The sequence below is a fragment of the Pseudomonas sp. Irchel 3H9 genome, assembly GCF_900187495.1.
Lineage (GTDB): Bacteria > Pseudomonadota > Gammaproteobacteria > Pseudomonadales > Pseudomonadaceae > Aquipseudomonas > Aquipseudomonas sivasensis.
Genome location: NZ_FYDK01000001.1, coordinates 658,760 through 674,486, shown reverse-complemented (window position 1 = coordinate 674,486; position 15,727 = coordinate 658,760). Strand labels below are relative to the sequence as shown.

General features: G+C 60.7%; 14 protein-coding genes. 7 read left to right on the top strand and 7 right to left on the bottom strand.

What is annotated here, in order from left to right; genetic code table 11:
• The first annotated feature begins 80 nt into the window (after positions 1 to 80).
• The gene (gene nhaA / locus CKW32_RS03225; protein ID WP_095184026.1) at positions 81 to 1,256 is read left to right on the top strand and encodes a Na+/H+ antiporter NhaA; all 1,176 of its coding nucleotides are present in this window, start codon (positions 81 to 83) and stop codon (positions 1,254 to 1,256) included.
• 77 nt (positions 1,257 to 1,333) lie between these two features.
• On the opposite strand, the gene CKW32_RS03220 is transcribed toward nhaA, so the two are convergent.
• From CKW32_RS03220 to dinG, 6 genes are all read right to left on the bottom strand, one after another.
• The gene (locus CKW32_RS03220; RefSeq protein WP_003189251.1) at positions 1,334 to 1,798 is read right to left on the bottom strand and encodes a glycine zipper 2TM domain-containing protein; all 465 of its coding nucleotides are present in this window, start codon (positions 1,796 to 1,798) and stop codon (positions 1,334 to 1,336) included.
• A 264-nt stretch (positions 1,799 to 2,062) separates the two neighbouring features.
• Positions 2,063 to 2,710 carry a pyridoxamine 5'-phosphate oxidase gene (pdxH, locus tag CKW32_RS03215; RefSeq protein ID WP_095184025.1) on the bottom strand — a complete coding sequence of 216 codons (648 nt, stop codon included), beginning with the start codon at positions 2,708 to 2,710 and terminating at the stop codon, positions 2,063 to 2,065.
• 27 nt (positions 2,711 to 2,737) lie between these two features.
• Positions 2,738 to 3,880, bottom strand: a complete 1,143-nt coding sequence (locus CKW32_RS03210; RefSeq protein WP_095184024.1) for an OmpA family protein — start codon at positions 3,878 to 3,880, stop codon at positions 2,738 to 2,740.
• 143 nt (positions 3,881 to 4,023) lie between these two features.
• Positions 4,024 to 5,169: a serine hydrolase domain-containing protein gene (locus CKW32_RS03205; protein ID WP_095184319.1), complete on the bottom strand. Its 1,146-nt coding sequence runs from the start codon at positions 5,167 to 5,169 to the stop codon at positions 4,024 to 4,026.
• An 82-nt stretch (positions 5,170 to 5,251) separates the two neighbouring features.
• Positions 5,252 to 7,549: a beta-galactosidase gene (locus CKW32_RS03200; protein ID WP_095184023.1), complete on the bottom strand. Its 2,298-nt coding sequence runs from the start codon at positions 7,547 to 7,549 to the stop codon at positions 5,252 to 5,254.
• A gap of 88 nt (positions 7,550 to 7,637) precedes the next feature.
• Positions 7,638 to 9,782, bottom strand: coding sequence for an ATP-dependent DNA helicase DinG (gene dinG / locus CKW32_RS03195; RefSeq protein ID WP_032891598.1), 2,145 nt, complete (start codon positions 9,780 to 9,782; stop codon positions 7,638 to 7,640).
• A 99-nt stretch (positions 9,783 to 9,881) separates the two neighbouring features.
• On the opposite strand from dinG, the gene CKW32_RS03190 reads away from it, so the two are divergent.
• On the top strand, positions 9,882 to 10,346 hold the full coding sequence (locus CKW32_RS03190; RefSeq protein ID WP_095184022.1) for a CopD family protein: 465 nt from the start codon (positions 9,882 to 9,884) through the stop codon (positions 10,344 to 10,346).
• Positions 10,347 to 10,422: 76 nt separating this feature from the next.
• On the opposite strand, the gene CKW32_RS03185 is transcribed toward CKW32_RS03190, so the two are convergent.
• Positions 10,423 to 11,181, bottom strand: a complete 759-nt coding sequence (locus CKW32_RS03185) for a hypothetical protein (protein WP_032891600.1) — start codon at positions 11,179 to 11,181, stop codon at positions 10,423 to 10,425.
• A 244-nt stretch (positions 11,182 to 11,425) separates the two neighbouring features.
• Here CKW32_RS03185 and CKW32_RS03180 point away from each other — a divergent pair, with 244 nt between their 5' ends.
• The 5 genes from CKW32_RS03180 (at position 11,426) to CKW32_RS03160 (ending at position 15,725) form a co-directional block, all read left to right on the top strand.
• Positions 11,426 to 11,923 carry a DUF6231 family protein gene (locus tag CKW32_RS03180; RefSeq protein ID WP_032891602.1) on the top strand — a complete coding sequence of 166 codons (498 nt, stop codon included), beginning with the start codon at positions 11,426 to 11,428 and terminating at the stop codon, positions 11,921 to 11,923.
• Between the two features lie 4 nt (positions 11,924 to 11,927).
• Positions 11,928 to 12,398 carry a YchJ family protein gene (locus tag CKW32_RS03175; protein WP_032891604.1) on the top strand — a complete coding sequence of 157 codons (471 nt, stop codon included), beginning with the start codon at positions 11,928 to 11,930 and terminating at the stop codon, positions 12,396 to 12,398.
• Positions 12,399 to 12,417: 19 nt separating this feature from the next.
• On the top strand, positions 12,418 to 12,900 hold the full coding sequence (locus CKW32_RS03170; RefSeq protein WP_032891606.1) for an LEA type 2 family protein: 483 nt from the start codon (positions 12,418 to 12,420) through the stop codon (positions 12,898 to 12,900).
• Positions 12,897 to 13,103: an SEC-C metal-binding domain-containing protein gene (locus CKW32_RS03165; RefSeq protein WP_071496901.1), complete on the top strand. Its 207-nt coding sequence runs from the start codon at positions 12,897 to 12,899 to the stop codon at positions 13,101 to 13,103. The genes CKW32_RS03170 and CKW32_RS03165 overlap by 4 nt, the downstream gene beginning before the upstream one ends.
• A 180-nt stretch (positions 13,104 to 13,283) precedes the next feature.
• Complete coding sequence (locus tag CKW32_RS03160; protein ID WP_095184021.1) at positions 13,284 to 15,725, top strand: penicillin acylase family protein; 2,442 nt, start codon at positions 13,284 to 13,286, stop codon at positions 15,723 to 15,725.
• The last annotated feature ends 2 nt before the right edge of the window (positions 15,726 to 15,727 follow it).

The window sequence follows — 15,727 nt, the reverse complement described above, 5'->3', positions numbered from 1 at the left end:
TAAGAATATAACTTTTGTTTTAACAACTAACGGTACGGGTTAGGGTACCCGCCTATTGAATCCGGATTGGAGAGCACCCCTTGGCTCTGCGTAGCACTTTCACTCGTTTCTTCCAGCTGGAAGCCGCCAGCGGTCTGTTGTTGATCGCCGCTGCGGCCCTGGCATTGATCATCAATAACTCACCGTTGTCCCACCTGTACGGCGCGTTTCTCGACGTGCCGGTGGTGGCGCAGATTGGCGCGTTGAAAATCGACAAGCCAGCCTTGTTGTGGATCAACGATGGCCTGATGGCTCTGTTCTTCCTGTTGATCGGCCTGGAGGTCAAGCGCGAGTTGCTTGACGGCCATCTGTCCAAACCGTCGCAAGTGGTCCTGCCCGGTGCAGCCGCCATCGGCGGCATGGTGGTGCCGGCGCTGATCTACTGGGCGATCAACAAGGACTACCCCGCCGCCCTCTCCGGTTGGGCAATCCCCATGGCCACCGACATTGCCTTCGCCCTGGGCGTGTTGGCGCTGCTGGGCAAGCGCGTCCCGACGTCCTTGAAACTGTTCCTGATGACCCTGGCGATCATCGATGACCTGGGCGCGATCATCGTGATCGCAGTGTTTTATTCCGCCGATTTGTCCGGTGCAGCCTTGGCTGGCGCGGGCGCCTGTCTGGTGGCCTTGATCGCGATGAACCGCCTCGGAGTGATCAAGCTCTGGGCCTATCTGATCGTCGGCCTGATCCTGTGGGTATGCGTGCTCAAGAGTGGCGTGCACGCCACACTGGCCGGCGTGACGCTGGCGTTCTGCATCCCGATGCGCACTAAGAACGCCGAGCCCTCGCCGCTGCTGACCCTCGAACACGCTCTGCACCCGTGGGTGGCGTACGGCATCCTGCCGCTGTTCGCCTTCGCTAACGCTGGCGTTTCCCTCACCGGCGTCAGCCTGGAGAGCTTCACCCACCACGTGCCCATGGGCATTGCCGCCGGCCTGCTGATCGGCAAGACCATCGGTGTGTTCGGCCTCACTTGGCTGGCCATCAAGACGGGTCTCGCCACACTGCCTAACGGCGCCAACTGGGGCCAAGTCTTCGGCGTGGCGATCCTGTGCGGTATCGGCTTCACCATGAGCCTGTTCGTCGGCTCCCTGGCATTCGTGCCGGGCGCCAGCGAATTTGCCGGCGAGGATCGAATGGGGATTCTGACCGGGTCGATATTGGCAGCATGTATTGGATATCTGGTAACGGCGATGGCGAGTCGTAAAAAAGCCTGATCCCCCAGAAACAGCGCCCACAAAAAAACCCCAACCGGTCACCCGGTTGGGGTTTTTCTTTACCTGCTGCTTACCGATTAACGGGTAACGCGACTGGTACCATCGACCGTCATGATGCGCACGCGGTCGCCAATGCGGAAGATTTCGTTCTCCTGCACAGCCTGGACGTAAGCGCGCATGCTGCCATCGTCTTCGCGAACGGTGATTTCCACGCCTTGAGTGCGGGTCAGGCCTTCTTCAGTGGCCGAGCCCAGCAGGCCGCCAGCGACTGCGCCGATCACAGCAGTGACGATGCTGCCACGGCCGCCGCCGATGGCGCTGCCGCCAACGCCGCCGATGACTGCGCCGGCAGCGCCGCCGATTGGGGTCTTGGTGCCTTCGATTTTCACCGGACGCAGGGATTCGATGGTACCCATGCGCACGGTCTGTACACGACGCGCTTCATCACGGGAATACGAATCGCCGGTCAAACTTGAGGCGCAGCCACCCAGTAGCAGCGACAGGGTGGTAAAGCAGGCAACCAGTAAAACGGACTTACGCATAGCATCAACTCCAAAGGACAGGTGTTCATTAGACGCTGCGGCTTGGCGCCTGTCACGGCAAGCACCGCAGAAAACTGCTTTCATTCAGCCTGAGTACAGACTGCGTACACCGGAAAACTCGACAAACGGTAGCTCAGTTCGTGTACCAAGAGATGTCACAACGTTTTCATCATTGTAGCCGCGCAGCCGCATGCGACCGAAGTCTCTCCCATAGAGACGTCGGTGCTGCGAACAACATTCAGATGAAGTGACGAAAGGTGACGCTCAGGGCGCCAGGCGCTCGCGGGTCCACTCGCCCCCTTGCAGGCGGTAATTCAAGCGGTCATGCAGGCGGCTGGCGCGACCTTGCCAGAACTCAATACGCTCCGGCAGCAGACGATAGCCACCCCAATGCTCGGGGCAGTCGGGCTGGGTATCGCTGAAGCGCTGCTCAGTGGCCGTGAGCAGGTCTTGCAGTTCTTCACGGTCACGAATGACCTGGCTTTGCGGGGAAGCCCAAGCGCCGAGACGGCTGCCCATAGGACGGACCTGGTAATAAGCATCCGACTCCTGAGGCGTGACCTTGACCACCCGCCCTTCGATGCGCACCTGGCGCTCCAGGGTCGGCCAGAAAAACGTCATGGCTGCAAACGGCCGCGCCGCGAGTTGTTCACCCTTGGCGCTCTGATAGTTGGTGAAGAAGGTAAAGCCCTGCGTATCCAAGCCCTTGAGCAGCAGGATGCGGCAGTGCGGGCGACCTTCCTGGTCGACCGTAGCCAGGGTCATGGCATTGGCTTCCACCGGAGGCTGCTCGGTTTTCACCGCATCGGCAAACCACTGGTGGAACAACGCAAACGGCTCGCCCGGGGCCTGGGCCTCGCTCAAACCGTCCCGTGTGTAGTCACGGCGCATATCGGCCAGTGCCTGGGTCATGCGGCTTTATCCTTCTGGTTCAGCAGATCAGTTTTTTGCCTGGTCGTTCGCCGGTGCAGCAGCCTTGGCTTTGGCCGGGGCAGTTTTCTTGGCAGCTGGCTTGGCCGGCGCCTTTTTAGCGGCTGGCTTGGCGGCAGCTTTCTTCGCGGCCGGAGCTTTTTTCGCCGCAGCTTTGGCTGCCGGAGCCGGTGCAGGTACGTTCTGCACGGCAACCATTTCAGCCACAGGCGGCGTCTTGCCCGAGTTGTACTTGCTCAGCAGCGCCAACATAGTTGTACGCTGAGTGAACATAATTTCCATGCGACGGTTCAGCGCACGGCCCTGGGTGCTGTCGTTGGCGGCACGTGGCATCAGGTCACCCATGCCACGCAGCATCAGGCGATCCTGCTTCAAACCGCTGAGGCTGAAAATCGAAGCGATAGACTGCGCGCGCTCCCTGCTCAGCGCCTGGCTCGCCGGGGCGGTGCCGGTGGCGTCAACGTGACCCAAGACCAGTACGGCGGTCTTGGGATCTGCTTCAACAGCCTTGGCAACACGCGTGAACGGGCCAAGGGTAACCGGCAACAGCATGGCTGGACGTTTTGGGTTGTAGGAGCCATCGACCGGCGCAATCACGACGAGCACGTTGTCGCGACGTTCCAGTTGCAGGTTGCTGTCCTTGATGGCGGCGCGCAGGCGCGGCTCATAGTCGTCCAACCAGGCCTGGGTGATTTTCGGGTCCGGCATCGGCACGTTGGTCACGTCGACCTTGGACAATGGCTTGGGTTTGCTTTCGAACGGCCACCACCAGTGAGTTTCGCTGTCGGTCTTGGCGACGGCTGGTGCAGCGGCAGCGGCCGGAGTGGCGGCCTTGAGGTCGGCTTTCAGGTCTGCGGCCTTGGCATCGGCAGCCTTTTCGTCGGTGCTTTTGGAGGAGAACGGCCACCAGCTGGAGCCGGTGTCAGCCTTGGCTGCCGGAGCAGGCGCAGCGGCTACAGGTGCGGCAGGCTTGGCGCCAGCTGCGGGTTTGGCATCCGGCTTGGCCTCGGTCTGGGTCACGACGTCCTTGGTAGCGGCCTTATCAGATCCAAATGACCACCAATGCCCACCCTCGGCATCATTCTGTGGAGTTTGTGCGCAGCCGGTAATGGTGAGGCAAAGCGCCAGTGCCAAGGACTTGTTCGATAACATGAGATATCCACAAAATGAGAAAAGAAACGGGGGTCTGGATGACCCGTTAAACAGACGCTTACAGAACATTAAAGTTACATCATTTCGTTCAGCGTCTTCTTATAGTTGCCTTTGTAACAAAAAAATGTGAAACAGCAAGGGGTTTACAGACAACCGGCCAATATTCCGACCAACTTCTGTGCACGAGGGTCCATAAGTACATAAGGCCCCAATGTATTAGTCACGAAACCAAACGCTACATCGTGTTCGGGGTCGGCAAACCCTACCGATCCACCTGCACCAGGATGCCCAAAAGCACGCGGGCCAAGGCCGAATGTGGCATTAGGCATCTGCGGTTGATCCAACATGCATCCCAAACCAAAGCGAGTTTGTGTCAATAATGTTTTATCCGGCCCGATACTGTGTTCACGGGTCAACTCTTCGAGCATGTCGGCTTCCAACAAACTACCGTCCAACAAACCACTATAAAAACCCGCCAGGCTACGCGCATTACCGTGACCATTAGCCGCGGGCTGCTGCATGCGTCGCCATTCAGGTTTATTAGTACTGGTCAAAATAGACGGTGGATTGGCAAATGCCCGTGTGGTCATGGCGGTGGGTTCACGCATCATTACTCGCAGTAAACGTTGCGCAGCTTCATCGCCCATATTGCCTTTGCTGCGCGCTATATGGGCAACACGATAAAACTCTTCATCCGCCAGGCCCACATGAAAGTCCAGGCCCAACGGCCGTGCAACGCGCGCCACAATGGATTCACCAGGCCCACGCCCATCGGCGCGGCGCAGAAGTTCGCCGACCAGCCAGCCGTAGGTGATCGCCTCGTAGCCATGGCCTTGGCCCGGCGTCCACCAGGGTGCTTCGGCCGCGAGGGTGTCGACCATCAGTTGCCAGTCATACAGGGCCTCGGTGGGCAGCATCTCGCGGATCGCCGGCAAACCCGCCTGATGGCAGAGCAACTGGCGCAGCGTGATGCTTTCCTTACCGGCAGCGGCAAATTCCGGCCAGTACTTGGCAACTGGAGCGTCCAACTGCAACTTACCCTCAGCCACCAATTGCAGGGCCGTGACGGCAGTAAATGTCTTGGTGCAGGAGAAAAGATTGACGATGGTGTCGCTGTGCCAGGCCTCGGCACCGTCCTTGTCAGCGGTGCCGGCCCACAGATCGACCACGGTTTCGCCGCCGATCTGAATGCAAAGCCCGGCGCCACGCTCCTGTGGGTCATCGAACAGCGCGGCAAACGCTTCACGTACCGCTTCGAACTGGAGTTCGTAATGACCCTGAATCTGCACGTAAGCCGCCTCGAAAAACACCATGGAAAGTGGCCGACATTGTTCCAGCCCTTGTAGGTTTTGTGAACCCGTCAGCGATCAATCAATGACCGTTGGCGGAGTGCCCACCGGCATGCCCGGCGCCCTGCCCTGCGCCTTTGCCGTCATGCCCAGACTTACCGCCTTCACCCTCACGGACAGCGCTTGCCGCCTTGGCCTTTTCCGCCTCCTTGCCCAGTTGGTCCACCGCCGCCAGGTTGCTTTTACGCACGCTGTCGACAAAGCCCTGATAAGGCACGTCGGTGATGCCCACCAAGCCGAAGTGGCCGTTTTCACCGTCCAGCAAACGGCCGGTCACGGGTTGGTCCAGGTACTGGAACCAGTGCACACCCACAATCGAAGGTTCGGCCATGGCTTGCTTGAGGAAGTTGGCGTACGCCGCGCCACGGTCCTCTTCCCTGGCCAACTGGGTCACGCCGCCCCAGAACGGGCCACGGTCGGCAGAGCCAAAGTTGAATTCAGTGATCAGCACGGGTTTATCCAACGCGCGCAGCGCAGCGAAGTCGTAACCGTCCTGAGGCTTGAGGGTGTACATGTTGAAGCTCAGCACATCGCAATACTGTGCGCACGAAGCCACAGCCTCGGGCGTGCTCACCGCATAGCGACCACCCAGCAACAACTGGTTCGGCGCGTGCCATTTCAGAGAATCGGAGATGGTCTTGAAATAAGCATCGGCAAAGGTTTTCTGGAAGTATTTAAAGTCGGCCTCGATTTCCGGGTGCTCAGGGTTGGGAATCGGTGGTTCAAAGCCTGGATCTTCCATCAGCTCCCAACCCGCCAATTCGATGCCCCAGGCTTTCGACAAGCCTTCTTCATTGCGGTACTTGTCCCGCAATTGCTTGAGGAAAGCGCGTTTGGCTGGAACGTCGGTGGTCATACGCAACGTGCCGTAGGCCAAGGCGTAGCGGGATTTCGGATCATCACCCGGCCCTGCCCAAGCCAGTTCGTTATCGGCAAAGAAGCCGATCAGCCACGGGTCGTCGCGATGGTCGCGAGCAGCAATCGCAACGGCACGCTCGGTCGCCATGGCGAAGCGTGGGTCAAACGGATCGGGCATGCCGCCCCACCAGTCGGTGCCGGTGCTGATGCTGGCGTAATCGCCGACGATCAACAGCGGCAAGGTATAGGGGACGCGGTCGGCACGGGCCAAAGCCTCGTCGCTCCAGTTGCCCACGGTGTTGAAACCCCAGGCTTGCAGGCGGTCCAGGGTGTGAGTCACCCAGCGTTTCTGGTCGAAGCCTTCGCCACCGTAGGCGCGCTGCAGGTTGGCGCCATAGAAATCGTACCAACGCCCGGCGCCAAAACTACGCCCCTCACCCGCACCGTTACCGGTGCGGTTATCGCCGCTGCCGTAATACTTATCCAAGGGCTCACCAGCCTTGGGCAACGCCGCAAACATCCATTCACGACCGGCCACGTAGGTCTGGCTGTTATCCGGGGCCACGGTATTGACGCCCAGGGAGTAGAACGGATGGCCCTCAGGCGTTACCAGATACCAGCGGCCGTCACGCTTCTCCGTGTGGAAAAAGCCGCTGGCATTGAATGCAGGGCCTTTGTTCCAGCCACCAAACCTGTCCAATGCGGACTTATCCCGCGCAGCCAACCAGCCTTGAAGCTGGGTTTGCTCTTTGGCCGCGGCGGCCTTGAGCTGCTCGTCGCTGCTGACCTTCTCTGGCCAACGCGCACGGGTGGATTGGCCATAGGTATCCACTAACTCGCTGTAGGCGGCCTTCAATACCGGCTCACTGTCCTGAACACCAAAGCGCTCCAGCAGGATGCTTTGGGCCGCGTTGGGCTTGATCATCGACAACGTCACCGAGACCACCTGGCTGCGGTCGATTTCCCCAGCGCTGCCAGCCAGCAACACACGCTGGCCATCAACAGTAATCGGCATCGGCGGGCCGGCCTTCATGCCCTGACTCAGCGGCGAGTTGGCTTGCAGCGGGATCAGCAGGGTCTGTGCCGGGCCGGCCGGCAGATCGATTCGACTGACCAACGTCTTGCCGTCACTGCTCTGCACCTTGACGTAAAGGGTCAGCGCCCAGTCCATGGCACTCTGAATACGCAGGCTCATGGCGCTGGACTGCGACCAGTCCCACACCCCCGTCTGCGGGCTAAGCACCAAGCTGGGTTCAGCGGCCGGGTTGAAGGTGATACGGCGCAACACCTCACCTTCGGGGGTTTGCTCGGCGTTGTATTGCGGCAGGCTGGCGTCCTGGGTCGCCACCTTGACCACATCGGCAGGCCGGACGAAGTTGAACAGGGTTTGTTGCCCGGCGGGCGCCGCCATCAAGGGCGCAGCGAACAGCAGGGCAAAAAGGGCGGGCAGCGTGCGAATCATACGAGCAAGGTTCTCCCAAACGGCCGGTGAATGGCCTGATGACATTGATGAGATAGGCCACGAAGTGGGCGAATCCGCCCACAGTGGCTTAAGAAATTTCGCGCCGGAACGGCGGTAAAGCATTCAGGATAGCTTTGCCGTAGCGCTGGGTGACCAAACGACGGTCGAGCAAGGTGATGGTGCCGCGATCTTCTTCCGTACGCAGCAACCGCCCGCAGGCCTGCACCAGCTTCAACGAAGCATCCGGCACCGAGATTTCCATGAACGGGTTACCGCCCCGCGCTTCGATCCATTCGGCCAACGCGGCCTCTACCGGATCATCCGGCACCGAGAACGGGATCTTGGCGATCACCACGTGCTCGCAGTACGCGCCCGGCAAGTCGACACCTTCGGCAAAGCTCGCCAGGCCGAACAATACGCTGGAGTCCCCGCCGTCGACGCGCGCCTTGTGCTTGTTCAGGGTTTCCTGTTTGGACAGGTTGCCCTGGATAAACACCTGCTTGCGCCAGTCGCGGTCGAGGCCGTCGAACACGTCCTGCATCTGCTTGCGCGACGAGAACAGCACCAGCGTGCCCCGAGAGCCTTCGACCAGGCCCGGCAAGTCACGAATGATCGCGGCAGTGTGGGCCGGCGCGTCCCGAGGATCGGCCTTGAGGTCCGGCACCCGTAACACACCGGCGTCGGCGTGATGGAACGGGCTCGGCACCACGGCGGTGACGGCTTTTTTCGGCAGCCCGGCGCGCATGCGGAACCGGTCGAAAGTGCCCAGGGCCGTCAGCGTGGCGGAGGTGACCAGGCAGCCGTAGGCCACGTTCCACAGATTGCGCCGAAGCATTTCGGCGGCGAGGATCGGGCTGGCATTGACCTCAATATCAAACAGCGCGCCGCTTTCCGACAAGGTCAGCCAACGGGCCATGGGCGGGTTGTCTTCGGGGTCTTCGACGGTAAACGCGGTCCACAGCTCCCAGTTCCCTTGGGAACGGGACAACAGGCTGCCGAACAGTGGGTACCACTCCTCGGCCTGGTTACTGGCGATGCCGATATTGACCTCGCCATCCATGCCTTCCTTGAGCAAATCCGTGAGACGGGTAAACAGGTCAGTCAGGCGTGAAAAGCCTTTCTTCAGTTCAATGCCCATTTCGCGCATATGCTCGGGGATCATCCCGCCGACAAAGCGGTGGCGTGGGCGCTCACGGCCCTCCACATCTTCGCCGGGCTTGAAGTCGGCGACCTGCTCGCAGGCGCTGAACATGAACTGCTGCTGGGTCTTGATCTCCCGCGCCAGCTCCGGCACCTGCTCAATCAGCTTGCCCAAGTCGCCGGGAAGCGGGTGCTGGGCGAGCAATTTGGTGAGGTTCTTCGCGGTGGTTTCCAGCCAGTCGGCGGTGGAACGCAGGCGCGTGTAGTGGGCGAAGTGGCCGATGGCCTTGTCGGGCAGGTGATGGCCTTCGTCAAACACATAGAGCGTGTCGCGAGGGTCCGGCAGGACGGCGCCGCCGCCCAGGGCCAGGTCGGCCAGGACCATGTCGTGGTTGGTGACGATTACGTCGACTTTGCCCATGCCCTCGCGCGCTTTGTAGAAAGCGCATTGACCGAAGTTCGGGCAATGGCGGTTAGTGCATTGGCTATGGTCGGTGGTCAGGCGTGCCCAGTCGGCGTCTTCAAGGGCGGTGGGCCAGCTGTCGCGGTCGCCGTCCCATTTATTGCCGGCCAGTTTCTCGATCATGCTGGTAAACAGCTTCTGGCTGACTTCATCAACCTCAATCTTGAAGCCTTCTTCTTCGAACAGCGACGCCGTGGCGGTCTGCGCGTGGCCTTCCTGCAGCAGCACGTCGAGCTTGGACAGGCACATGTAGCGGCCACGGCCCTTAGCCAGGGCAAACGTGAAGTTCAGGCCGCTGTTGCGCATCAGGTCGGGCAGGTCTTTGTAGACGATCTGCTCTTGCAGGGCGACGGTAGCGGTGGCGATCACCAGGCGTTTGCCTGCGGCCTTGGCGGTCGGGATCGCAGCGAGGCTGTAGGCAACGGTCTTGCCGGTACCGGTGCCGGCTTCGACGGCCACGACCGCTGGGTCACCTTCGCGGCGACCTTCGTCGTCGGTGTCGATATCCCCGAGGACCTTGGCCACTTCGGCGATCATCAGGCGTTGGCCGTAGCGCGGTTTCAAGCTCTTGGCTTCGAGAAAACGCGAGTAGGCGCCCTGGATCGTGGTTTTGAGTTCAGTGCTGATCATGGATAGTCGGGCGCAAAAAACGCTGGATAAATTTTCAGTGGTTCGGATCGGCCGCTATCATACCCCGCTAATTAATCCCGCGCAGAACGGAGTACCACAATGACCGCGTTTAGCCTCGCTTACACCCTGCATGTATTGGCCGCCCTGGTATGGGTGGGCGGTATGTTTTTCGCCTGGATGATCCTGCGACCCGCCGCCATGGCGGCACTTGAGGGCCCTGCCCGACTCAAGTTGTGGGCAAATGTGTTTCAACGTTTTTTCGTGTGGGTATGGGTGGCGGTGCTGATTTTGCCGATCAGCGGTGTGGGCCTGCTGCACCTGCGTTTCAGCGGGTTTGAGACTGCACCGCGTTACGTGCAGGTGATGATGGGCTTATATCTGGTGATGACCGCGTTGTTTATCCGCATCCAGGCGTTGAAATTTCCGGAGTTGAAGGCGGCGGTGGCGGCTGAGGATTGGCCGGCGGGCGCGGCTGCGCTGGGGCAGATTCGCAAGTTGGTGGGGGTTAATCTGATTGTTGGGTTGGTGGTGGTCGCGATTGCTTCGGCTCGGCCGATGTTCTGAGACGACCTTTAGCCCGCTATCGGCAGCAAGCCCCCCACACCCGGAATGCATTCCAAGGTGGGAGGGGCTTGAAGTATCAGAGACGCTGAATAGTCACAGTCCCCGCAGGCCCAACCGGCCCCGGTTGTCCTTCCAAACCAGGACGGCCCTTTTCGCCGCCATCGGCGCGATACACCAGGCAGCCTTTGGATTCCCCGCCTTTGCCCGGTTTGCCCGCTGTACCCGCCAGCCCGCCAGCGCCGCCGTCCACCCAGACCTTGATATGTTCAGCCGGGAAGTCCTTAGGCAACTCCACGCGTACCTGCGCACCCGCGCCCCCCGGCAGGCCATCACCGCCATTATCACCATTGAAACCGCGTCCGGCTGAGCCCCATGTGCAACCCGGGTCCACACCATTGGCACCATCAAGCCCGGCATAACCCTGAGCACCGGCGCCGCCACGGGCATCCACCGACAGCTCTTCAGCCGCCAGCGAATTGATGCGCAAGGTCAGGTCTCGACCGGCTTTCGCAGGTTTTTCATGGGTGCCTGGCGCGCCGCGCGAGGTGATCTGGCTGCCATGTTCCAGTTGCGCATGACCCACCTGCAATTGCAGTCCGACAGCGCCGGGGACAATGGCGATACGTGCATCGCGCCCCAAATGCAGCTCATCGACGGTGACCTGGCTGATGGTCGAGGGGATCAGCAAGGTGCCGTAGTCCGCCACTTCCAAGCGTTCCAGCTGCAACACACTGGTGCTGCTGGGCAGGCGCATCAACGAGTTGGTTTCGACACTGACGCTCTGGGCCAGGGCAACGGGGCTGGCCAACAGAGCCAACAGAAAAACCTTACGCATCATGGGGCTCCTGAGTGTTTTCAAATTTTTCTTTGATCGCACAGTAACGACTTCTACAGGCGATTTGCCAGTGAAGGTTCAAAAAACTTGAAAGGGCGGCGATTAAAGAGAGGATCTGTGCCGCGGTACCCCATCCCCGTATTCATTGAGGATGAACATCAAAGTAGGACTTTTCGCCATCACCTGCTCTAGGCCCACACGCTCAGCCGCGCTAGTCTCTACGGTCCTGATGTGAGGATCTCTGATGACCGCTGGTATTTCTGCCCGTACCCCCCAGCAAGCCCTGGCCGCATTGCTCGATCTGCACCAGCCCAAACGCCTGTTGCTGTTGGGTGCCAGCCAGTTCCCGGCGCTGGATGCCTTTAAGGAAGCGCATCCCGACACCCAAGTGTTTGTGGCAACGCCTGGGCCGTTGCCCGCAGAGCTGGCCGCGCTGCGCTTTGACCTGGCATTGGTGGTCGATTGCCTGGAGCACCTGTCAAAACCCCAAGGCCTGACTCTGCTCGGCGGGATTCGCAACCTCAACGCCAGCCGCATTGCGGTGCTGGTGGATCTGGGCGCCTGCGACTGGAAGGACACCGACTTCTTCTCTCTGGCCCTGCAGGCCGGCGAACGCTTCCAGCGCGATGAGCAGGTGCTGACGCTGTTTACCTACGATCTGCTTGACTATAAACAGGTGCCGGACTGGCTCAATGCCCGCTTCTGGGCCAACCCGGAAAATTTCGGTAAGTATTGGTGGTAACCCAATGAGTACATCCATTTGTCCCTGCGGCAGTGGCAACCTGCTGGATGCCTGCTGCGGCCATTATCACGCCGGTCACCCGGCGCCCTGCGCCAGCGCGTTGATGCGCTCGCGCTACAGCGCCTATGTGCTGGGCCTGGTGGACTATTTGGTGGCGACCACATTGCCCGCGCAACAGGCGGGTTTGGATCGCGAATCCATCAGCGCCTGGAGTGCCCAGAGCACCTGGCTCGGCCTTGAGGTGGAAAGCTCGGAGGTGTTCGGCGGCCAGCCGGAACATGCCTTCGTGACCTTTACAGCGCGCTGGCACGACAGCACCGGCGAACATAGCCACCGCGAACAGTCTTCTTTCGTACAGAATGACGGGCGCTGGTACTTCATCGATCCGACGGTGGAGGTGAAGGCTGGACGCAATGACGCGTGCCTGTGCGGCAGCGGGCAAAAATTCAAGAAGTGCTGCTCCAGCTACTTCTAACCACAATAGGACCAACGCCATGCTCCGGATCTACAGCTTGATGCTGGCGTTAATCTTCGGTCTAAGCGGCTGTGCTTCGTGGTTCGAGGACGACGCGCCGCCGCCCCACGTCTCTCTGGTTAAGGTCGAAGTGGTGCGGGCCAAGTTGCTGGAACAGAAATTCAAACTGTACTTTCGCGTAGACAACCGCGACGACGCGGACCTGACCGTGCGCGGCCTGATCTACAAGGTCACCCTGGATGATTTTGTGCTGACCGAAGGCGAGTCCAACGAATGGCTCACCGTGCCGCCCCGAAGCCATGCGTTTTTCAAAGTTTCCGTACGCACCAACCTCTGGCCGCAGATACGCAGTGTCGTGCAGTTGTTGAAAAAACCCGACCAACCCGTGCCCTATCGCTTGGAAGGCGAGCTCAAAACCGGATTATTCATCGGTTATGACGTGCAGGTGGCCCACAATGGCGTGATAATCCCCGGCGATTTTATTCCGGAGCGACATCAATGACTCAGCAACCCCATGTCCATGGTCCTGACTGCAACCACGATCACGATCACCATGATCACGACCACGGCCACGGCCATGTCCACGGCCCGAACTGCGGCCACGCTCATCAAGAGCCAGTGCGCAACGCGTTGAAGGACGTTGGCCGCAACGATCCTTGCCCATGCGGCAGCGAGAAAAAATTCAAGAAGTGCCACGGGGCGTAAGCTCGATACTGTAATAGGCGCCCGGCGACGGTTCGGGCATATGAATGGGCACGGAAGGCCAATCCGCCCAAGTCCTCTTGGGCCGTTCATGAAAATAAGGCTGAGCTCCTGCTTGCGTCGGTTCGCCGCGCTCACTAACGTAGCGCCTTTACTGACGCTACCCCCCGCAGGAGCTTTGCCATGGCCTCGCCAGCCCTCTCACATTTTCTCCCCCGGTTCGGCGTTGCCGCGGCAGTGGCCAGTGCATTAAGCCTGGCCGGTTGCCAGCTCCAGAGCACCCAGGACACCTTGCCGCCCGTTGCGGGCGTACAGCCGATCAAAGGCCTGGCACAAAACGTGTCGGTGCGCCGCAATGCCCAAGGCATGCCGCTGATCGAAAGCAACACATTCCACGACGCACTGTTCAGCCTTGGGTATGTGCACGCCAGTGACCGCATCACCCAGATGGTCACCCTGCGCCTGCTGGCCCAAGGCCGTCTTGCAGAAATGTCCGGCCCAGAGGTGTTGGATGTCGACCGCTTCATGCGTGCGGTCAACCTGAAAAAAAGCGCCGGCGAGCTGTACAACGCCTCATCGCCGCGCCTCAAGCGCTTCTTCGAAGTGTATGCCCGTGGCGTCAACGCCTACCTGTTCCGCTACCGCGACAAGCTGCCGCCGGACCTGGCCCAGACCGGCTACAAGCCCGAATACTGGAAGCCGGAAGATTCGGCGCTGTTGTTCTGCCTGCTGAATTTCAGCGAGTCGGCCAACCTGCAAGAAGAGCTCGCCTCTTTGGTGCTCGCGCAAAAAGTCGGCGCCGACAAACTCGCCTGGCTTACCCCAAGCGCACCGGACGAGCCCATCCCACTGGCCGAAGCCGAGAAGCTCAAGGGTGTGAACTTCAGCCAGATCACCGGTCTGGCGGGGCTGGACACCGTCAGCCAGCAACTGGGCAGCCTCAATGCCCTGGCCGTGACCACGTCGAGCAACTGGGCCATCGGCCCGCAGCGCAGCCGCAGTGGCAAGAGCCTGCTGGCCAACGACCTCGCCGCCCAACCGCAAGCACCGTCGCCATGGAGCTACGTGCAGATTCGCGCCCCGAAATACCAGGCCGTCGGCGCCTCGATTGCCGGCTTGCCAACGCTGCTGTCCGGGTTCAACGGCAAAGTCGCGTGGAGCATGAGCACGGTCAAGGGCGATACCCAGGACCTGTTCCTGGAAAAGGTCAAACGCCAAGGCAACGCGCTGTACTACGAGAACAACGGCAAATGGCTGCCGGCCGGCGTGCGTAATGAAACCTTCTTCGTCAAAGGCCAGCGCTCGACTCGCGAAGTTGTCTACGAAACCCGTCACGGCGCCCTGCTCAACAGCAGCCAGGCGCTCACCAGCGGTCTGGGCCTGGCGTTGCAAACAGCCGACTTTAAAGACGACAAGAGCCTGGATGCGTTCTTCGACCTGTCCCGCGCGCAAAACGTCGCCAAAGCCTCGGATGCGACCCGCGAGATTCGCGCCATTGCCTTAAACATGGTGTTCGCCGACGCCACCAATATCGGCTGGCAGGTCACCGGCCGTTTCCCCAACCGCCGCGAAGGCGAAGGTCTGCTGCCGTCGCCAGGCTGGGATACGCGTTTTGACTGGGACGGCTACGCCGACGCGATGCTGCATCCTTATGACCAGGACCCGGCCCAAGGCTGGATCGGCACCGCCAACCAGCGCACCGCGCCGCGTGGCTATGGCATGCAGTTGTCCAACTCCTGGGACGCCCCGGAGCGCAGCGAGCGCCTGGCGCAATTGGCCAATGCCGGCAAGCACGACAGTCGTAGCGTGATCGCCATGCAATACGACCAGACCACCACGTTCGCCGCCAAGCTCAAGACCATGTTCCAGGCACCGGGCATGGCCCAGCCGCTGAAACAGGCGATTGATGGGTTGCCTGCAGCCGAACAGGCCAAAGCGCGTGAAGCGCTGAATCGCCTGATGGCCTTCGACGGTCGCCTCGTCGCGACATCCGCCGACGCGGCTCTCTATGAGTTATTCCTGCAGGAAAGCACCAAGCAGATCTTCCTCGACGAACTCGGCCCGGAAAACAGCGCCAGTTGGAAAGCGTTTGTCAGCAACGCCAACCTCTCCTACGCCGCCCAGGCCGACCACTTGCTGAGCCGCGAAGACAGCCCGTTCTGGGACGACGTGCGCACACCGCAGAAAGAAGACAAACCGGCGATCCTGGCCCGCAGCCTCGCGGCCGCGATCACCGCGGGCGACATCCAGCTGGGCGCCGATCACAAGGCCTGGCAGTGGGGCAAGCTGCACAGCACCACCTGGAAGAACACTGCTGGCCAAGTCATTCGCGGCCCGTTGGCGTCCGGCGGTGACCACAACACCTTGAACCCGGCGCCGTATAGCTGGGGCCAGGATTTCAACACCACCCAAGTCCCGGCGCTGCGCATGATCGTCGACTTCGGCCAGGTGGAACCGATGATGGGCCAGGGCGGCATCGGCCAATCCGGCAATCCCGCCAGCCCGAGCTACGCCAATGGCATCGACCCGTCGCTCAAGGCGCAATACCTGAGCTTCCCGATGCAGCCGCAGAACTTTGAGAAGGTCTATGGGAAAGCTCGGTTAACCCTGACTCCAGGCAAATAAAC